Source organism: Prevotella sp. LCP21S3_D2 (assembly GCF_052118345.1).
Taxonomy (GTDB): domain Bacteria; phylum Bacteroidota; class Bacteroidia; order Bacteroidales; family Bacteroidaceae; genus Prevotella.
On the sequence record NZ_JBQKHJ010000030.1, the window covers coordinates 17,964 to 37,839 of the forward strand.

General features: G+C 42.4%; 18 protein-coding genes, 9 tRNA genes and 1 pseudogene. 4 read left to right on the forward strand and 24 right to left on the reverse strand.

The features are described 5' to 3' along the window. Positions 1-8 precede the first annotated feature (8 nt). From ACTQ16_RS14215 to ACTQ16_RS14225, 3 genes are all read right to left on the reverse strand, one after another. Entirely contained in the window at positions 9-710 is a 702-nt protein-coding gene (locus tag ACTQ16_RS14215; protein ID WP_441937989.1) for an RloB family protein, read from the reverse strand. Positions 711-724: 14 nt separating this feature from the next. Next, on the reverse strand, positions 725-2,005 hold the full coding sequence (locus ACTQ16_RS14220) for an AAA family ATPase (protein WP_441937991.1): 1,281 nt from the start codon (positions 2,003-2,005) through the stop codon (positions 725-727). Positions 2,006-2,247: 242 nt separating this feature from the next. Next, complete coding sequence (locus tag ACTQ16_RS14225) at positions 2,248-3,195, reverse strand: AraC family transcriptional regulator (protein WP_441937992.1); 948 nt, start codon at positions 3,193-3,195, stop codon at positions 2,248-2,250. Positions 3,196-3,333: 138 nt separating this feature from the next. Here ACTQ16_RS14225 and ACTQ16_RS14230 point away from each other — a divergent pair, with 138 nt between their 5' ends. Beyond that, positions 3,334-4,077: a sulfite exporter TauE/SafE family protein gene (locus ACTQ16_RS14230; RefSeq protein ID WP_441937994.1), complete on the forward strand. Its 744-nt coding sequence runs from the start codon at positions 3,334-3,336 to the stop codon at positions 4,075-4,077. A gap of 178 nt (positions 4,078-4,255) precedes the next feature. On the opposite strand, the gene ACTQ16_RS14235 is transcribed toward ACTQ16_RS14230, so the two are convergent. From ACTQ16_RS14235 to ACTQ16_RS14245, 3 genes are all read right to left on the reverse strand, one after another. Next, a complete protein-coding gene (locus ACTQ16_RS14235) occupies positions 4,256-4,753 on the reverse strand; it encodes an SLOG family protein (protein ID WP_441203146.1) in 498 nt (165 codons plus the stop codon). Continuing rightward, complete coding sequence (locus ACTQ16_RS14240; RefSeq protein ID WP_441937996.1) at positions 4,750-5,331, reverse strand: ribonucleotide-diphosphate reductase subunit alpha; 582 nt, start codon at positions 5,329-5,331, stop codon at positions 4,750-4,752. The genes ACTQ16_RS14235 and ACTQ16_RS14240 overlap by 4 nt, the downstream gene beginning before the upstream one ends. Positions 5,332-5,395: 64 nt before the next feature. Then, on the reverse strand, positions 5,396-5,773 hold the full coding sequence (locus ACTQ16_RS14245) for a DUF2958 domain-containing protein (RefSeq protein WP_441203148.1): 378 nt from the start codon (positions 5,771-5,773) through the stop codon (positions 5,396-5,398). Between the two features lie 2,743 nt (positions 5,774-8,516). Here ACTQ16_RS14245 and ACTQ16_RS14250 point away from each other — a divergent pair. Next, positions 8,517-8,796: pseudogene (locus ACTQ16_RS14250) on the forward strand (hypothetical protein); the annotation flags it as partial. A gap of 241 nt (positions 8,797-9,037) precedes the next feature. On the opposite strand, the gene ACTQ16_RS14255 reads toward ACTQ16_RS14250, so the two are convergent. The 17 genes from ACTQ16_RS14255 to ACTQ16_RS14335 form a co-directional block, all read right to left on the reverse strand. Continuing rightward, positions 9,038-9,112 (reverse strand) — tRNA-Thr (locus ACTQ16_RS14255). Between the two features lie 5 nt (positions 9,113-9,117). Then, positions 9,118-9,190: transfer RNA gene (locus ACTQ16_RS14260), tRNA-His, on the reverse strand. Between the two features lie 90 nt (positions 9,191-9,280). Next, a tRNA-Gln gene (locus tag ACTQ16_RS14265) sits at positions 9,281-9,351 on the reverse strand. A 7-nt stretch (positions 9,352-9,358) separates the two neighbouring features. Then, a tRNA-OTHER gene (locus ACTQ16_RS14270) sits at positions 9,359-9,460 on the reverse strand. Positions 9,461-9,469: 9 nt separating this feature from the next. Beyond that, positions 9,470-9,542 (reverse strand) — tRNA-Phe (locus ACTQ16_RS14275). 9 nt (positions 9,543-9,551) lie between these two features. Continuing rightward, a tRNA-Gln gene (locus ACTQ16_RS14280) sits at positions 9,552-9,622 on the reverse strand. Between the two features lie 6 nt (positions 9,623-9,628). Then, a tRNA-Ser gene (locus ACTQ16_RS14285) sits at positions 9,629-9,714 on the reverse strand. A gap of 7 nt (positions 9,715-9,721) precedes the next feature. Beyond that, positions 9,722-9,796: transfer RNA gene (locus ACTQ16_RS14290), tRNA-Arg, on the reverse strand. A gap of 6 nt (positions 9,797-9,802) precedes the next feature. Continuing rightward, positions 9,803-9,887: transfer RNA gene (locus tag ACTQ16_RS14295), tRNA-Ser, on the reverse strand. A gap of 346 nt (positions 9,888-10,233) precedes the next feature. Continuing rightward, entirely contained in the window at positions 10,234-10,788 is a 555-nt protein-coding gene (locus tag ACTQ16_RS14300; protein WP_118312294.1) for an RloB family protein, read from the reverse strand. Between the two features lie 4 nt (positions 10,789-10,792). After that, the gene (locus ACTQ16_RS14305) at positions 10,793-11,920 is read right to left on the reverse strand and encodes an AAA family ATPase (protein WP_441937998.1); all 1,128 of its coding nucleotides are present in this window, start codon (positions 11,918-11,920) and stop codon (positions 10,793-10,795) included. Between the two features lie 216 nt (positions 11,921-12,136). Beyond that, complete coding sequence (locus tag ACTQ16_RS14310; protein ID WP_441938000.1) at positions 12,137-12,637, reverse strand: hypothetical protein; 501 nt, start codon at positions 12,635-12,637, stop codon at positions 12,137-12,139. A gap of 138 nt (positions 12,638-12,775) precedes the next feature. Continuing rightward, positions 12,776-13,120, reverse strand: a complete 345-nt coding sequence (locus tag ACTQ16_RS14315; RefSeq protein WP_094881899.1) for a hypothetical protein — start codon at positions 13,118-13,120, stop codon at positions 12,776-12,778. Between the two features lie 5 nt (positions 13,121-13,125). Beyond that, complete coding sequence (locus ACTQ16_RS14320; RefSeq protein ID WP_181976530.1) at positions 13,126-13,878, reverse strand: ParA family protein; 753 nt, start codon at positions 13,876-13,878, stop codon at positions 13,126-13,128. A gap of 172 nt (positions 13,879-14,050) precedes the next feature. Then, complete coding sequence (locus ACTQ16_RS14325; RefSeq protein WP_441938002.1) at positions 14,051-14,632, reverse strand: hypothetical protein; 582 nt, start codon at positions 14,630-14,632, stop codon at positions 14,051-14,053. A 20-nt stretch (positions 14,633-14,652) separates the two neighbouring features. Continuing rightward, positions 14,653-15,003: a hypothetical protein gene (locus ACTQ16_RS14330; protein ID WP_217765138.1), complete on the reverse strand. Its 351-nt coding sequence runs from the start codon at positions 15,001-15,003 to the stop codon at positions 14,653-14,655. A gap of 434 nt (positions 15,004-15,437) precedes the next feature. Next, positions 15,438-15,815, reverse strand: coding sequence for a single-stranded DNA-binding protein (locus ACTQ16_RS14335; RefSeq protein WP_441938004.1), 378 nt, complete (start codon positions 15,813-15,815; stop codon positions 15,438-15,440). A 992-nt stretch (positions 15,816-16,807) separates the two neighbouring features. On the opposite strand from ACTQ16_RS14335, the gene ACTQ16_RS14340 reads away from it, so the two are divergent. After that, positions 16,808-17,584, forward strand: coding sequence for a type IV toxin-antitoxin system AbiEi family antitoxin domain-containing protein (locus ACTQ16_RS14340; protein ID WP_006846534.1), 777 nt, complete (start codon positions 16,808-16,810; stop codon positions 17,582-17,584). Beyond that, positions 17,571-18,542 carry a nucleotidyl transferase AbiEii/AbiGii toxin family protein gene (locus ACTQ16_RS14345; protein WP_118255363.1) on the forward strand — a complete coding sequence of 324 codons (972 nt, stop codon included), beginning with the start codon at positions 17,571-17,573 and terminating at the stop codon, positions 18,540-18,542. The genes ACTQ16_RS14340 and ACTQ16_RS14345 overlap by 14 nt, the downstream gene beginning before the upstream one ends. A 955-nt stretch (positions 18,543-19,497) precedes the next feature. Here the strand turns inward: ACTQ16_RS14345 and ACTQ16_RS14350 are convergent. Next, positions 19,498-19,876, reverse strand: a 379-nt coding sequence (locus tag ACTQ16_RS14350; RefSeq protein WP_441938007.1) for an N-acetylmuramoyl-L-alanine amidase, incomplete at its 5' end; no start/stop codon positions are given.

The following is a 19,876-nucleotide window of genomic DNA, read 5'->3' on the forward strand; positions in this document are numbered from 1 at the left end:
CATGATAGCTAAAGATTTATGGCTCGCGACATTTGGTTGAATGGCAACATTGGCACGTAGTTTTCTGTCAATAGTAACCTAATTTCTGCAAACTTCTGTAGCAAGCGGAAGAAATGGATAGCCTTGAACACTTCTGTGTAATTGGCAATCTCATTCTCAATAGGCTCGTATTTACATGCCTTGATAGAGAAGTCTATTGCCTTTTCCCTGTTTGTTTGGCTTTTCAATATGTTCTCACGGAATAGGCTGTTCTTCTGATAATAGCGAACTGTCTTCTCGTATTTTGTCAGGACATTTTCAATGGCAGGACGCAAAGCCTCGTATGTTTCGAAGTTGGTTCGTGCAAACTTGTCCATGAGGTGATAAAGAAACCAAATCTCGATGCAAGGGTGACTCTCGATGAAAATAACTCCTTGCTTTTTGTATTTCTCCTTTGCTTCTTGATAAATGGCGTATTGCGCTTTGTTCTTGACCAGGGTATCGGTGTCGATGACGAGAAATATCGCATCAGCACGTTCTTGTGGGTTCTTGCGAAGTTCCTTGTCTATGAGTTTCAAGTTCTTCTTATATGAGCTACGGCTGTTCTTTGGAATGTCCGGCTCCATAGAGAACTTGAAACGGTTGTTGGTGCGCAACCATTCAAAGTAGTACCATTCAGTAAAACCCTCACAATAGATTTTGACGGTATATTCAAGCGGTCTCTGTTCCATGTTAACCTCCTTTCTTATTCGTCAATAAATATACTGCCCAACTGAGGCTTTGCTCCCAACTTACCTGCTCTGTAAGCATTGAGGATGGACACTTCCTTATGGAGACCGAAATCTTTGGCACGATAAATCTCTGTCGCTCCCGATTCGTTTTTGCTGGCAAAATACACCATATCCCTGCGGATAAAATCCTCGTCAAGAAGCATAAGACTATGAGTAGAGAATATCAATTGTGCCCGGTCTGAATTTACAAGGAATGTCTTGATAATATGGGTGAACAGGTCGTAATGCAGCGAGTTCTCCAACTCATCACACAGCAATGTCTGATTGTTTTTGATAAGTGTAAATAACAATGCCGACAAACCGTACATACGGTTGGTACCTTCCGATTCCACCATATTAGAAAGACTTCCCGTGTAGAAAGGAGTCTTGTGGGTGAAGAACAATTCTTCTGTAGATATGATCTTGTCCTGTGGTTCCGAGATATGTAAGATTTTTGCTATCTTTCTGAACTTCTCCATAGCTTCCTCAGAAACCTCACCTTTTTCTTCCTTGATGTATATGTCGGAAATGTTGAAATCAGCCTTTTCAAGCATCTCGCAGATAAACTTCTTGCTGTCAGCATCCAATCTTACCACATCGTTAGCCAACTGTCCAAGCTTATCATTCTTGCTGAGCAAAGGCATGAACTCGCTTTCAAAATAATTGAAGACTTTGTCAAGTTCAACATTCTTTTCAACGTTTGCATTCTTATAGGTTGTGAGTACCGTAGCATTGGAAATGCAATTTGACTCTATGAATAGTTTCTGTGTTGCAGACAACTTCAGCAATGGTCCGAAAGAAATTGAAGAGTTGCTCTTGTCCTCATTCCAGGTACGCTCATAAAAGAGCGCACGGCGGTTATTGGGATAGAAGTACAGTTCTTCCTTATAAATCTTTTGGTTGTTCAAGACAACGGAATATTCATATCTGACATCACCAATATAGAAAATCAGTTCAAATGATGAGTTTTGGTTTCGGCTATCCTCATCCATCATGAATGGTGTCAGTCCTGTGCCTGTACCAGGTTTCTTGGAACGACTTGCAACCAAATAAAAAATGAACCAAGCCAAAGCTTTGAGGATGTTGCTCTTGCCTGATGCGTTTGGTCCGTAAACAACACCCAATTTGGAAATGCGAACACCTTTTATTTTAACAACAGCGTAGTCTTCATACGTTTTGTCAGCAGAAGCCGTAAAATCCAGCGTCTGCTCTTCTCTTATAGAAAGGAAATTCTTTACTTTAAATTGTAATATCATATCTTTCGTGCTTAAATTCGTAATTCTTTTGCAAAAATACAAAGAAAAGATGAGATATGCAGTTTTTCAGCATTAAATTTAAGAATATTTTTCAGAAAATCCGACATGACAAAGAAATAAGCCTTTCAAGCATCGCAGATAAGGAAAACAGACGCATTTCATTGACAGGTCGTAGCTCATTAGTGTCCCGTAAAAATCGAGACACTAATGAGTTCAAAAGGGAAACTGACATTCTTTCGCCATCACTTAGCAGTCCCGTTAATTTCCCTGCGATATTCAGCAGGAGTAAGATGGATGATCTTCTGAAACTGCTCGAAGAAGAGAGTCGGCGTATTGTAGCCGGAACAGAAAGCCACTTCTGTGATGGTCAGATCTGAATTGGCAAGCAGCTTGCAGGCGTATTCGACACGGATTTCTGCCAACACCTGGAAGATGCTCTTATCGGTGGATTTCTTGAAATAGCGGCAAAGCGAAGTCGGGTTCTGACCTACAAAATCGGCAACATCCTTCAGCACCACCTTCTCACGGAAGTTATTATATAAATAGGTGTAGATTCTGCCGATAGGCTCCTCCAACTCGGGTTGACGATTAGCATTGCTGTAAGCCGTAGGCGACAGGAGTTGCGTTTTCTTGCAATGATGCAGACGGTCGAGAATCTGGAGCAGGATGATAAGCCGTGAGGTGTGGGTGGATGAATCGAAAGTCTTCATCATCTCTAAGAGTTCATCATACAATCCCTCATCATAGAATCGTATTCCATACTGGCTCTTTGAAAGAAGCTCTGAAATATGGGCGTAATCGGGTAAATTCAAAAGAGACGAAGGAAACAATTGAGGACTAAACTGGATGGCTTCGCCACTACTATAGAGCCTATCTTCAAGTTCTGTTTCAAGCCCTGGTTTAAGTTCTCTTTTCCCAATATTTCCAGGCTCTTCCTTCCCAGCATTCTCCCCACTCTTCATCCTGCTTTTACAAAGATGAAGATGCGGAACATTGCTTCCTATCAGCGCAACATCACCTTCTGCATAAGGCGCAACGCCCTCGCCCACGAACTGCTTTCCGCTGCCGTGGGTGAAAATCATGAGTTCATACTCCGCATGCTTATGCAGGGGCAGAACGAACTCCGGATAAGTAATATGGCTGCACAAGGTTGTCATTTTGTGCGCAATCTTTCGTTCTAATATAGGCATAATCTCCATTTATCTGCGTTTGTGCAAATATCCACTATGATAACGCAAATATAATGGATAATATTGTGCAAGATTAGCTGTAATTTTGCACCCGCAAATAAAAAAATAGAATAGAAACAAATAAAAAGAAGAGAGAAAATGTTAGAAACTTTATCCGTATTTCAATGGTCAATCCTGGCACTGGCTGCATTGTGCATAGGAATGTCAAAAACCGGTGTGCAGGGGATGATGCTCCTTATCGTGCCCTACATGGCAATGGCTTTTGGAGCCAAGGAATCAACAGGCGTAATTCTGCCGATGCTCTGTATGGCCGACATCATGGCTGTTGCTTACTACAAGCGCATAGCCGACTGGAAGACTGTAGCAAAGCTCTTGCCAACAGCATTATTAGGATTTCTCGTAGCACTTTTTGTTGACAAGCTCGTCCCGGCACAGGGATTCCGCCAACTGATGGGTTGGACGCTCGCCCTGGCGATGGCGGTGATGATTTGGAGCGAAATATTCGGAAAGGAAAACAGATGGATGCATAAATGGTGGTATTCTGCCCTCTTCGGATTGCTCGGCGGTTTCACCACGATGATTGGCAATGCTGCCGGACCGGTCATGTCAGTCTATCTGCTCTCGATGCGCAAGGAGAAGATGGAATACATCGGCATTAACGCCTGGTTCTTCCTAGTTGTCAATCTGCTGAAAGTTCCTTTCCAAATCTTTGCCTGGGACAATATCACCTGGGGCTCGTTCTCACTGAACCTCCTGATGCTTCCGGTAATAGGAATCGGAGCCTTGCTCGGAATCCATCTGGTAAAACTCTTCCCAGAAAAAGCCTTCCGAAGATTCATCCAAATTGTCACAATACTTTCTGTAGCAATGATGCTCGTATAGGTCATTGAGAAATAGTACACAAAACTATTGAGACCAATTCTTTATCGGTCTCGTCTGAAATCGTTGCGTCCGTCACCATGCCACCATGCGCCCAGGAAGGCGAGGATGGCACGGAAAACGATGTAGATAACGATGATGTCAACAAATTCATTCATAAGCTTGATATTTAGCGAGTTATTCAATATATATTCACAACCGGAATGCCCAAACTGTTGGCTTTCTTGAAAGTGTAGTAGGTTCCACCCTTCTCTCTCCCATCATAGAAGGCAATGAGAAGGGACGCATTCTCAACCATGAACACGTCTCGGTCAAGAAAACATCGGGTGTAATAGTATTCTGAAAGGATGATCACCTCATCTGCAGAAGCCATCAATCCATCATAAACCATCCTATCGCCGGGCTTGAACCTATCAGCCTGACCTCTGAAAGGAATGGCTGCGGTAAGCGTCATTCCTGGGCAGGAAGGTTTCAGCGACTGCACTATCTGGGCTGCCATCAAGTCAATACCGATGGCGAATCCCGAAATAAAATTACTGATGCCATGCTCGTAAGCTACGAGGATGGCTTTGGTCAATCGCTCTTTTATGACCTCCTGTTGTGAGAAGTTGTAAAAGCGATGGCCTGTAAAGGCTGCCGAAACAGCCTTGTCAAACTTTGTCATGTTCTTTCTTTTCATTGCTGTACATATTTATATGATGTCTTGCCGAGGAAAATGCCGTTTGTTACGTGCGCCCCTACTTGTTCTAATTGTGCGGTGTAGGCACAGAATGAAGTGCCGGTAGTGACCACATCGTCCCAAATGCAGACTATCTTGTTTTTGAAGAAGTTCGCATCCACCTCAATATTATTATTTTCCTTCAAGCGCTTTGCTCGCTCTTCCTTCTTGACCTTTGTGCCATGAACTGCGGTACGTTCGCCAACAACCTTGACATGGGAAAAGCCGTTGATTGCTCCAGAAAACTTGCAGACAAGTTCAGAGAAGTTCTTGTTGCGTGCCTCGTTACGCTCCTGACTGCTTGCAGGAACGCAAGAGAAGACAACGCTGCGAACCTTACGACCAAACTTCTTGACAAGCATCTTTGCCACGCACTTCGCCACATCAGTATGGTTTCGACCATCCTTGAAATCATAGATAACCTGGCGGTCGAAGAAAGCATCCATACCGATGTTCTTGATACGTACCGGATAATAGCGCAAAAAGCTGCTCAACTCCTTATCCTCCTGTCCCTTGATGTAAACCTGTACCATGTTCATTGCTTTAAGTGTAGTTACTTGGCAGGTAGTAGCCATCAGCCACTACCCACCGAGAAAAATGTTTTCAATCGTAAAGTCTGCTGAGGAAAGACTGCAACTCTCTGTCGATGATTTCAGAAAGCTGACATGGTTGGAATGGCTTTCTCTGCTCCACTCTGACCTTGCCGAGTCCGAACTTGGTTGCATCCAACTCCACACTTGCCATTTCATTGGCAGAAATGTAGCTGTACTCAGTCTCAGCCAGACCTACAACGATGCCAAAGAGCACAAAATCATCATTCTCTCGCTGTCCTTCAAGAATATACCAGCGAGCGTTGCCGATGAAAAACACTGCGATGCAAACTGCATTCTTCTTCTTGCTATCCTGGGAATAGAGCGGATAGTCCTGCATTGCCTTCTCCAATTCTGGAGTAATCAGGCGGTTGTTGAAATCTTTTGCCATAGTCTCTAAATTTATTTTCTCCCTTTCGTTAAGTCCTTTCGGACTTGGGATCGGGAAGCTTTTTCTGCTTTTCAAACTGCGTACAAGGCAATAAGGCAAGTCTGATGGGAAGAATACTCTTTTACATGTTTCATGGAAAAGGAAGATTGTTACCGAATCACGACTTGCTATTTGCCAGATACGCGATAACTTTGCAGAAAAAGAATCCCGAAATCCCAAAGACGATACGGAATCAAAGATTTCTGGTTTCAGTAAGAAGAAAAAGTATAACAGGGAATGACTGCAGGGATAGAAAAGCCGGGTGGGAATAGTCCAAGCAAGTATCAACAGTTTTAAAAGCCAGCGTGTTGTTCCTTCGTAAGTCGATAAAATCGGCCTGCGAAAGAACAACACGCTGGCTAACTGTTCATGCTTACTGGACTATGGCGTTTGAGGTGTTTTATTCTATAAAACAATAATGGCATTAACGTTACCATTACTCCCGAAGGTTATAAATATACGATATATGCAATCTATGAAAACAAAGCTAGTACAGAAATGCATAGATCTCTTAAAATATTTTTTGTAATATGCCTATGAGAAAAAATACAGAGGTACTTATTCTACAAATACTATCCGTTGTGCGATAAAACACGCTATAGATAAATACACACAAATTGCACTCTTAAATAATAGACATTTTTTCCAATAGAAAAGAAATTGATGGCGAAATAAAATCTATTAATCAAGACATAAAATTTGGAACAAAAAAATGTAAAATCGAATATTAAAACAAGTATCAAAAGGTAGTCTGTAAACATCATTTTAAAACAATAAAAAGCAAGGAGCATAAGGCGATGCCACCATACTGTGCTCCTAAGACACAAGTCGGGCTGCTGACATCTTCGCTACCGACTACCCTTTGTAATTGCAAAATTAATAAAAACAAATGATATAACAAAAAGAAATAGGGAAAAATATTCATCAAGGCAAAAAAAGCAGGAGAACGCAGATTGTCATAAGCAGAACATCCTATGAAAGGAGGCATGCTTACCTTTTTGAAACTCCTTGTATAGAACTTTCTATTATAACAGGATGCTATATAATAAAGTAAAGACAGAATGCCAATAAAAGAGGAAGACCAGGATATTATAATAAGGTGGAAGGGAGGGAAAATGAAGGTTGATGCTGTGAGCCAGTGCCCTCCTCGACGAATGGACATGCAGTAGTGTCAAACTGATTAAGTGGGAATCGCTTGCGTCCCACCTACTCAGTTTGTAAGCTACCGTATGTCGTTTCGTGGGCACCTTCCGACTGAGGGGCTTTGCACTTACGTCACGCTCTGCTGACATAAATGCAAAGTCTATCAGGTGGAACTCCAGTAGCGTCCTTCATGGTGTGGGGCGAAGCATTATCATCTTGTTTATAAAAATGCAAATCTATAAAGGTCTGCTACTCATCATGGTATGAGTTTCAAGGTGTATTCATGTGTACACGTACACACCTATCCATGTATATATGTATCCACGTCCACATGAATACATTTAAAAGAGGAAGACCTGGATATTATAATAAGGTGGAAGGGAGGGAAAATGAAGGTTGATGCTGTGAGCCAGTGCCCTTCTCGACGAATGGACATGCAGTAGTGGCAAACTGATTAAGTGGGAATCGCTTGCGTCCCACCTACTCAGTTTGTAAGCTACCGGATGTCGTTTCGTGGGCACCTTCCGACTGAGGGACCTTGCACTTACGTCATGCTCTGCTGACATAAATGCAAGGTCTATCAGGTGGAACTCCAGTAGCATCCTTCATGGTGTGGGGCGAAGCATTATCATCTCGTTTATAAAAATGTAAATCTATAAAGGTCTGCTACTCATCATGGTATGAGGATTTAAGGTGTATTCATGTGTACACGTACACACCTATCCATGTATATATGTATTCACATCCACATGAATACATTTTAGAAGGAGAAATGACAGAATGCCTATAAAAACGAAATGCATTATATTCTAATAAGGTGGAAGGGAGGGAAAATGAAGGAGGATGCTGTGAGCCAGTGCCCTTCTCGACGAATGGACATGCAGTAGTGTCAAACTGATTAAGTGGGAATCGCTTGCGTCCCACCTACTCAGTTTGTAAGCTACCGGATGTCGTTTCGTGGGCACCTTCCGACTGATGGGCTTTGCACTTACGTCATGCTCTGCTGACATAAATGCAAGGTCTATCAGGTGGAACTCCAGTAGCATCCTTCATGGTGTGGGGCGAAGCATTATTAAGAGAAAATCAGTCGATTATCACTATAAGAACAGCTCATTTTGGTTAAAATCCGCATGTTTATACCATTTTTTTGCTGCTACGCAAAAAGATTTCGCACTATTTTTGTATCTTTGCACCCGTTAAAAGAATTTAGAAGTAAAATACAATAAAAATCCTATACGGAAATGAATTTAAATATGCACATAACATCACAATCATTCGTTCAGAGCTATCGACGCTTTGAGCGGAATAGTTATGTACATACATCAAGTACATCAGATACAGCCGGTATAGGATTCCCACATCATTATTCGCATAGTTATTTCTATCGGGTATCGTAGCAGCGTGCCCCACAGAGAATAAAGATAATACGAAAGAGTTGGAGTTTCCTTACCGGGAGAATCCAACTTTTTCTTTTTAGCCAAATGCTTGGCTTCAGCTCTGACATGGCGAGAAAAAGCTGGATGAAATCCAACCATTTTTTTACGCTTAAAATGAAAGAACTATGCCAGCAAATAAGAATGCCTTAATAAGGTACAAAACTATAGACAACTGTTTGAGAAACAGATACAGAAGATGGACTCTCGATGATCTCGTGGAGGCATGTAGCGATGCTCTCTACGACATGGAGGGAATCACCAAAGGAGTATGCGCCAGAACTGTTCAGATGGATATACAGATTATGAGATCTGACAAACTGGGCTACAATGCTCCTATCGAGGTTTATGATAGAATATACTACAGATACGCTGATCCAGACTACTCTATCACTGAAATGCCTTTATCCATAGAGGACTGCAAGCTGATAAAGAAGGCTATCATCCTTCTTGAAAACAAGAAGGATAAGAACAACGAAGACACCATCCAGGTGCTCAACAAGGTACAGGACAGACTCAAATCTATTCTGAACTTTGTGTAAGGAAAAAGTAGGAAAATTATGAACGAACATCAGCGAGACATCGTCTTACAAGAAAGCTAAAAAGCTTCTTTTCAAGCAAAACTGCCTGAAGAGAAGCCTTTCTTATGTGGAGCTTCAAGTAGGATTCGAACCTACGACCTGCTCATTACAAGTGAGCTGCACTACCACTGTGCTATTGAAGCTTTTGGGAGTTTGATGGGGATCGAACCCATGACCACCAGAGCCACAACCTGGCACTCTACCAACTGAGCTACAAACTCCATATAAACTCCAGATGGATTCGAACCACCACCTCCAGATCTGAAATCTGGTATGCTACCAATTACACCATGGAGTTGTTTTTTAACTTGTCGCCCCAGAAGGAATCGAACCTTCGCTAACAGGACCAAAACCCGTTGTGCTACCATTATACCATAGGGCAAGTTGAGTTCGGGAGGTCGGACTCGAACCTACGAAGTCATCAGACAGCGGATTTTTTCGCAAGCTCAAGGAACTCCAGTCCGCCCTCGTTGCCACTGGAGCACTCCCGAATTTTAAAGTGGAGCCTCGTGGAGTCGAACCACGTTCTCGGGATTTTCAGTCCCGCGCATACACCAAGTCTGCCAAAGCTCCTTACTGATGCTGCCCCAGATGGAATCGAACCACCACTTGCAGATCCAGAATCTGCTGCACTACCATTATGCGATAGGGCAAGTTTGCGGAGGCTAAAGGATTCGAACCTTTGAGACGTTGCCGCCTGCCGGTTTTCAAGACCGGTGCAATAGACCAACTCTGCCAAACCTCCAATGTTGTGACTCGTGAGAGACTCGAACTCCCGACACCGACGTTCGTAGCGTCGTGCTCTGATCCAACTGAGCTAACGAGCCAAAGTGCGGAAGCAGAAGGATTCGAACCTTCGGAACCTTTCGGTTCGGCACGTTAGCAGTGTGCTGGTTTAAGCCGCTCACCCATACTTCCTTGTTTTGACGATGCAAAGGTAGAAAGGGAGAGTGAAGTCTTTTTTCGTAGCAAGAAAAAAGTTTCAAAAAAGTTGATTTTGGGGCATTTCTTCCAGAAAAAAGGCTTTAAAGAGTCTCTTTTTCGGCATTTTACGGCTTTTGAATGTGTATTCATGTACACACCTATACATATATACATGTATTCACGTCCACATGAATACAATGAAATAATATATGGAATGGGGGAAATCCATAACTAATTCCAATTGCGAATACACTGTGTGCGGAATGTACGGAAGAAAAATAGACGAATATCTAAATAGATTAAAGTCGGCTTTATATATAAACAAAGCCGACTCTAACCTTTAATTTTTACCCTTCAACTTATCAAGTTCTTCTATCAACTCATAAATTGTAGTTGAAGGATTCTTATATGGGGACAATTTTTTTGCCCTTTTACTGGCAATCGTAACATTGTCCATCAAACTTAATTTATCCTCAATGGATAACTTGCCTTTCTTATATTGCTTAATATATCCAGACAACTTAGATACGCAATCGGCACTTCCGATTTCAGCACGTTGGTCTGTATAATGCAACAACAACCATAATTCAACACAAGGATTGGAGCAAAGCAGTATAGCTCCAGGTATCTTCTGTAATCTGCTAAGAACAGAAGGCACATCCAAATCATACATCAAGAATGTCATATCATGCTTTGTCTCCACATAATTAGCCTTGCACCTACTTATCAGAGCAGGTGTAACATTAAGCAATGTACGCTTAGGTATGATATGAATAGGAAGACGATAATGCGCTCTCAGCATTTCAACATAAGCGACCTCTGTTTCACCCTCGCAAAAGACGAAATAGTTGGGCTTCATTGTCTTCCCTTTAGAAGTTCTTTGTACTCTTGCCATATTCCTAAAGTATTAGAGTCGAAATATAAGGAATAGCATCAAAGCGTCCCTGCAGATAAGCCTTCTCCATATCCAGCGTGTCCCGGAAATCCTTGAAATCAAACAGAGAATATAGATCACTGCTTCCATCCTCTCGCTTATTCACGAAATACACCTGATCCCTTCGCTGGAAATCGGTGTTCAGCAAATGGGTGTTATGAGTGGTGTAGATGAGCTGGGCATGGTCGCTATGATTGAACATACCTATCACAAATTCCACCAGCTGGGTATGGAGACTGTTATCTATCTCATCGACAAGGAGCATCTTTCCTTCATGAATAATACCTATCATCCTCACCATCATCCGGAACAAAGTCTTGGTTCCCTCCGACTCTTCCGTCTCGAAATCAAACGCAACGGAAGGATTGGTACGATGAAACGTCGTGATGGCATTGTTCTGAATCTTGAAGTCAATGATGTCGCTATCTGCCGTTCTCAACACCTCCAGCATCTGCTCCTTTCGGTCCTTGAACAAATTATCCAGAGAATCAATGTTAGCCACCAGATAATCAAGCACGATGTCATTACAGAAGAACAGGAAAATCTTTTGGGCTATTTCCCTGTCCATCTGGCTGGCACGAGAAATATAGAGTGTCTTCTTCGATGTATTGTCAGCTACATCGAAAGGACGCTTGATGACAGTCTTAAACTCATAGATGTCTTTCTTCTCTGTTCCTCTACGTTCATCACGGCTGAATACCAGCGACTTGCGACCATTCGGATAATAGTACAAAGTCTCGGTGATGATTTCATCATGCATAAAGGAGAAGGAATACTCATACTCTACTCCATTCAGCAGGAAACGGATGTAGAAAGAGCTTGGCTTGTTGGCATAATCCTCAAACTTGAAAGGTGAGATGGCAAATCTGGTGTCCACATTATAATTATGTGATGAACGAATCATGTTCACACAAGCTCTGATGGCTTTAATCACATTGCTTTTACCCGAAGCGTTGGCTCCAAATAAGGCAACGCTCTTCAACATCTGTTCTCCATCCACGGAAAACAGATTACCTTCAAGCTCCCTTGCCTTCTTTGTCTGAATCTTGGCAGCCTGCAAGTCCAAAGTCACCTCGTCTCGAAACGAGAACATATTGCTTAAACGTATCTCTAAAACCATTTTAACCTCTATATTTGTAATTTGATTGCAAATATAAGAAATAAAACTTGTTTTTATATCCATCAGACGTTATTTTTATTATTATTTAGCACAACAAAGAACAGGATGCTCCTTCAAGCACGCACAGACATCTAAAACTACCACCACCAGAGCACGAAGTTCTGATGGTGGCAATCTTATTTTTCTCTATCAATAAACCAATGAATAGTTAACATTGAAATAGGAGTCTGAAACCTTCATGGTTGTAATCACCACGGATTTGTCCTGGTTGGTGAAATAGTACTGCAGGCTGGCTTCATCGGCTGAAACAAGCGTGTAGTGTTTCTTCAGATAGTCAATGACAAGCCCACGGTTCACACTTCGCTCCGTATCAATGACAGAATAAAGCGAACCGTCAAGACGGGAGAAACTGTAAAGAACGCCTTCACTACCCTGCCCAGTCATAAAGGTCAACTGGATGTTGTCGCCGGAAGTCTCAGCTACCTGGCGGTAACGCTTCATGGATTGAGCCATATAGCTCTTGATTTCATCCACATTTGCACCCATGATATGGTAAGGCTCTGTCCAAACATCCAGTTTTGTTTCCGGATTTTCGACCTCCTCCATCGGGTCATCATTGCCACAAGAGGTGAATACTACTGGTGAAGCCATCATCATCAGAAGGATGGCGATTGAAAGATACTTTTTCATTTTCATGACTTTTCGTTTTTGATGTTATTTAATTTCATTGTATTCATATCCACATGTGGACATGTATCAACGTATATATGTATCAACGTACACGTGTATCTATGTATTCATGTGTACATGGCTACACGTCCACACATTCTACATGACTTCCCGGATGGTTTTAGTCCTGATTTTCTTGACCTTACCATACTTTGACTCATAAGCTTCAACGCCTTGTTTCATGACGTATTCCATAAAGGAGCGGATGGTGAAACCTTCCTTTCGGGCGATGGTCTGAACCTTGTCAACGAGTTCCTTTGAGCAGATAAAGGAGAAATGTCGCCAGGGTTCATCATTGGGCGAATCGCTCTCTGTCTGAGAGTTGGGAGCAGAAATCTGTTGCTCCTGAGGATTCCCAGGAGACCTGTCAAATCTGTCCTGCGGATGAATGGCAGCCTTTCCGAGAATGTTGCCAAGCAGAATGTCCATATTCTTCTTTGCCATAGTCTTTACTGATTACGTGAAATAATTTCTTCTGTCAATGCCTGATAGTCCTTCGCTCCGTTCGACTGAGGGTCGTACTCGAAGATGCTCTGACCGCTGCCTGCCGATTCTGCCAGGGCGATGTTCTCTCGGATGCGAGTCTGCATGGTGATAGTCTCGTAACGGGACTTCACGGCTTGCTCAACCACCTTGTTCAATTTGCGATGGTTGAATCTGGCTATGAAAACGCCTCCAAGTCTGAGGTTCGGCTTCACTCGCTGCAATGTAGAGACAAAGGAATCGAGCATTCTCATACCTTTCAGAGGAAGAAGCTCTGGAGTCATCGGAACGATGATTTCATCAGCTGCGAGGAAAGCGTTTGTGGTGACGATTCCCAAAGATGGAGGACAGTCTATGAGAATGTAGTCATAGTTCTGCTTCACAGGTTCGAGAAGTCGGCTCAGCAGCTGTTCTCTTGCCAGGAGATTGGTGAGGGCAATCTCTGCGCTTGCCATTTCGAGAGAGGAAGGAACGAGGTCGAGGTTCTCCCTGATGTGCTTCACTGGCAGGGGTGCGCCATCAACCAGAGAGTCAAAGATACTTGCCTGCACCTCATCTTCATTCGGGATGAAATACAGGGTAAGATTTGCCTGACCGTCAAGGTCTATGAGCAGGACTTTCTTGCCCATACGCGCCATACAAGCCCCGATGGAGGCTGTAGAGGTGGTCTTCGAAACGCCACCTTTATGATTGGCGAATGTAATGATTTTCAATGACATAATATAAAATCTTTTGTATATATGTATCAACGTATTCATGTGTACATGGCTCCACGTGTACGTGGCTACATGTATTAACGTGTACAAAGGTACGGGTATCTGGCGAGAGTTCCTTCACGCTTCCCCTAACAACCCAAAGTGTCAGGGGAAACGTCAGGATTTGAGGGGTCATTTATTCAAAGGTGAAGGCTCGGATGTAGAAATAGGTGTCGTCATCCTCATACTCATATTCATTGATGAAGTCCATCATCTGCTCAACGGTTCGCTCCCCCTGTTCAATGCCGGTCTTGGATGTCCATTCCCTGATGGCTTCTCCGATAGTGCCGTAAACATCATCGCAACAATCCTCAAATGGTTCGCCGGATGCACTGACGCAGCATTCTTCGGGAAAGTAATTGCCTTCATCGTGGGTGTAATAGACCTCACATCCGCACTCGCAGCATCTGTAGGAAATGCTCAGTTCATCATCCAGGAGTCGGTTTATCTCAAAGAAGAGGTCATTGCAAGCATCCCAGGCAGTTTCGGTCTCGAAAGAAAGAAGACTGGTGTCTTCATCCTCCTCATACTCTGCCCAGTAGATGTGACCACGCACGCTGATGTGCTTCTTCTGATAGTCGATTCCATAGTGCTTGGCGAGGTCATCCAGCCAGATGTTCCTGCTGTTCACCTCCATGCGCTGAAGGGTGTTCCAAAGGTTGCTTACTGCTTTTGGGGTTCCTGTGACCTTATAGGTCGTTGTTGCCTGATTTGCCATTGTTTTGTATATTTATTTGATTACCATTCTGTAAAATAACTCTGGTCGTTGGATTCACATTCCTCTGCCCATTCCTCATCTGTGAAGTCGCTATGCAGACAGTCTTTGCTGCAATAATAGGCTACTCCCATGTCTGCGCAATAACCCTCACGCATCAGCTTGCCACATTCAGAGCATCGTCTGCAAGCCCTGTCGGTGTTCCACCAATAGTCCACGAAAGACTCTGCCACCACGTCCTCGCTTGTGTTTTCATCCCACTTGTCAAGATAGAATGAAGCAAACTGGTTCAACTCCTGCTCATTGAAGAGCTCCTTGTCTGTGCCGCTCACTGCCTGGGTAAGTCGGCTGAGAATTGATTTCATTGTTGTCATAATGCCATCTGATTTTATCTCCCTTTCGTAGATCAACTACTTCGGGGATGGTTAAAAATTATGTTGCATTCAGAAGGTGTTATGGCTATCCATACAAGGTTTTGTCTGCAAAATACTACCCGAATGGTGTGGAGATTTTTCAGCAAAGCAGCGCCCTGACCTTGTAAAGATAAGACAGAACCGTTACCTTCGCAACAGAATTATTACCGATTCCCAGAAGTCGATGAATGAAATCCTCCTATAACAGGACAATCCTTTCAGCAAGGAAAAGTATAGGAATAAAACTCGTAAAGCTATTGAATATCAGTTTATTATTGATATTTTGCATCGTTTTAATAGGGTATTAAAATGAAGCAGAATGATTAAAATGACAAGAAGTATAAGCATAAAAAAAGCGACCCGAAGGCCGCTCTTTATCAGAGGAAGTGAAGGATTTACTTATCCTTCTGGGTCTTGCCCTGCTGAGAATCAGGAGTGTTCTCCTTCTCAACAGCTTCGTAGAACTTGGTGGCAACGAGAATTACCCGGTTGTGCTTGACTCCCTCGGCATCCTGCCATTCCTCTGGCTTGAAGTAGCCCTCTACTGTGAGGAGTGCTCCCTTGACCAGACGGTCGAATGAAGAGGTGTTCTCGTTCTTGCGCCAAGCCTCTACATTCATGAAGGCAGAAGTGCGAGAGCTTTCATCGCCATTCTTCTCATTGCGGCTGATGGCCAGTGAGAAGCGAGCTACACTTGCGGTTGTAAACTGATGGATGCTTGCATCCTTACCTACGAAACCAGTTACTGCGAAAGAATTTTCCATCTTTTTCATAATTCAATATTTTTAGAAGTGAAACATTTATTTTTTACGGTGCTATCAGAGTTGGCAAGGGAAGCATAGGAAGCAAGGAATTATCGAATTATTTCACCCTTGGGCAGGAAAAGTTTTTTGAATGAGCAGCAGACGGAAAAGTTTTTGAAAAAATTCTGAGAATAAGGCACCTGGTACTTGCAGAAATGTGGCTTGCACTAACTTTGCAGCGGAAAAAGTAAGTGTGGATGCTTCGTCCAAAAATATGAATGAAAAGGATGAGTAGAAAATATCTGCAGTTGGTTGGGTAAAGGAAAGCAGCATCCTCCTCAATGTTTGTTCAAGCAAACTGGTTACGCAAGATGGTCTATAAGTTCAAGAGACTGGCAGGAAAACTCACACTTCATCATAAACAAGAATATGGCTAAGCTAAGCTAAGGACAGAACGATCAGGCCTACGACTGCCAAGGGTAAGCATCAGCATGTAGAGGAAAGCTAATCAGAGAAGCATGATGCCTGAGACAAGAGGCAAGCTCAACCAATATCTCTTGGCAACAAGCGAAACTGAAGAGAAGGACTACGGAATTTCAGCAAGGAGAAGAAGGCAAAGCACTGAACCGGCTAAAGAGCAGCCAAGGCAAAGCTTAGGGCGCATACAAGTTTAAGGTTTAAGTTTACCCATGTATATATACATGTTCTTTCAAGCTCAAATAGTAAACCTCTACCGATTTTAACCACTCAAACCAGGAAGTTTACAAGTTTAAGAAAACCATATATGTATATATGCCGAAATAAACTTGTTTATAACATATAGTCAAGGATTTGGGAAGAATCTATTTTTCCTTGCTGAAATGCAAGAATAGTTATACGAAATGGGGCAAGGTTGCATCATTCGTCTATCAATTCTAAAAATACTATAATTATTTATTTTTCTTGCCTAAACATTTGGATATTTGAAGAAAAGTTGCTATTTTTGCACAAAGTTATTCATATATAAATACTTCGATGCAAAAATGGCAACTTTTACGCCTTTATACAAGATTAGGATCTTCAACTTTGAAGATGTGATGCGTGAGATGAAATTGTCTCATGCAGGAACATCTACGGCCATATCCCGATGGCAATCTCAGAAGGTTCTGAAACCGATTAGGCGAAACATGTACGTCACTATTGATCCATCGACAGATGCTCCCATGTGTGACAAGTTCGAGTTGAGTTCCAAGATTTCAGAATCTTCATATGTTGGTTGGCACACAGCTCTTGAATTACATGGAGTTGCCCACCAACCTTTCTACAATGCCTATGTTGGCAGCAAAAGCCGTTTCAAAGATTTTGCTTTTGAAGGAATAGACTTTGTGTACTGTGCAACCCCTTTTGAACCAACTGCGGAAAATGGCGTTATAACTCCCAAGGGAAATCCTTATGTACGTGTAACTGATTTGGAACGAACAGTCATAGACTGCTGTGACCGTATAGAACGTGCTGGAGGCATTGAGGAATTGCTTCATTGCATGGAAGGAATATCACTGCTTGATGAGCCAAAACTCGAAAAGTATCTGGCATTGTACAATAAAGCATTCCTCTATCAAAAGGTAGGATTCATCCTGGAGCATAGCAAAGAGCATCATCACATAAGCGACCAATTCATAGAAATGTGCCGCTCGAAAGGTGCCTTGCATACCAAACGTCTAACCTCCACAGGCGATTCTGACACCTATTTATGTCGATGGAAGCTTTATGTACCAGAAGATTGTGTAATTGAAAAAACTATTGAAAATGAACTCATATAACAAGATATATTTAGAAAAAATAGCCAAAGAGAAGGGATTTGTCCGTGACAATCTCGAAAAGGTAATGCGTCTTTCAGAAATTTTACAATATTTCAACCAGAATGAATTTCTACACGATTCACTTGTATTAAAAGGCGGAACAGCTATCAATCTCACCGTTTTTCAGATGCCACGACTATCTGTTGACATCGACTTAGATTTTGCCAAGAATTGCAGTAGAGAAGAAATGATTAAAGCAAGACAAAGTATAAATAACGAGATTCTTGCTTATATGTCCAACGAGGGATATGTTCTAAAGCCTGGCTCTAAAAGTCCACATACACTGGACTCGTGGGTATTTGGATATATAAACGCAGGAGGAAATCCGGACAACATTAAGATAGAAATTAATTATAGTGACCGTTGCCACGTACTGCCAATGGAAGAACGTACAATCAGTATCGACTTTCTTGGAGACATAAGGGTTTGTGCCCTCGCACCGATGGAACTCTTTGCCAGCAAGCTCAACGCACTTATCAGTAGAGCTGCTGTACGAGACATTTATGACGTGTATGGTATGATACAGGCGAATCTATTTGAAACAATGGAAGAAAGAGCTCTTCTCCGTAAAATTCTCGTTTTCTACTTGGCTGTCGGTTCCAGTTGCAAAGCAGAGGAGGTTACACTTGATATAAAAAACATCAAGCACATAGAAAAACTTTCCTTCTCGCAAGTTCGTGCCCATCTACTCCCAGTATTAAGCAGAAAAGAAAAATTCGACTTTAACGCAGTAAAAGAACAAGTACTTAGTTTTCTTGGTTCTTTTCTATCTTTCACAGAAGGTGAAAGAAAGTTTATTGAACACTTCAATCAGAGAGAATATAGACCAGATATTCTATTTAATGAAAGTTCAATCGTTGAACGAATAACAAGTCACCCTATGGCTTTATGGAAATGCAGACCCAAAGAGATGAAGTGAGATCCATATCGATATTAAAATCGAAATTATTAAACAACGAGGTATGTTTAATACTATAGCTTCCTCCTGTTTGAACTATCCCATTTTTTAGGATAGTTGCCCTTTTGGGCAATTCTCTATAGCTATAAAAGAAAGAAACATGTCAGAATATATTGATTTTATCACTTATCAAGACGATGCAATAATCCAACGCCCCTTACGTTATTACAGAAGAAGAGGACAACCGCATCCGCAACCGAAGGGAGACCTTCATCAGGGAAACAGGCACCGAGAAAACGGTACTCATCACGATGATTACCTCCTATGGACTTGCGCCGGGCGGCTATTCTGATGACATCCAATGCCAGCTGACGATGGCAGATTTATTCAGATAAAAGCCGACCTCTCAAAAATGATAAAAAACCACGTTTTAGCACGAAAAAGCAGATTTTGAGTGTTTACAAAGGTTAAATATGTTAAATCTTTAACCCCTAAAAATGGGTGTTTGTAAAGATATATGACATACGAAATGAATGAAATCAAGTGAAACCAAGTGAAAATACGAAAATCGTAAGTAGCTGATAATCAACATTCTTTTCATTCAGAAGGAAAGCGGCTCACAAATAGCACGTCAGTACTTAACCGATTGAGAATCAACGACATTCATTATTTGCGTGGGAAAGTGAAAGGCGTAGAAAAGGGCTTAAAAAGATACTTGAAAAAAGTAGGAAAGTAGGACTAAAAAGTACTGAATATCAGATAATTAAAGAGATAAAAATCCTTACATTTTAGCCCGGCTTTCATACGGCTCAAACCTATATTAAACAACTGATAGTCAGTTGGTTACGTATGGTGCATCGGAAAATAATTTGCTGCAATACGCTCTAGAATTGAACCTACATTCAGGCAATACGCCCTGTAAGGGCAAAAGCTTTAAAATACCGATGCTTTTGCTCCTTACAGGGCTTTTTATGTTTTACTCCCCAAACTCCTCCTTCACATCAAAGCAAGGGCAATCCTTGGCGGCAAACTCGTTGTGGCCATGAACTGTCGCCTCGGGATATTCCTCCTTCAGCTGTTCTATGAGCGCTTTCAGCGCCGCCTTCTGCTCGGAGGTTCGGGTGTCCTTCGGCTTGCCATCCTTGGAAAGCCCGCCGATGTAGCATACTCCGATGCTCACGGTGTTGTGTCCCTTACAGTGGGCGCCAACTTCCTCCACTGATCTGCCCACGTGGATGCTGCCGTCACGATAAATCACGAAATGATAACCGATGCAGAAAAAGCCACGCTCACGATGCCAGCGGTCGATGTCGGCAACGGTAAAGTTGCGACCTTCTCGGGTCGCACTGCAATGA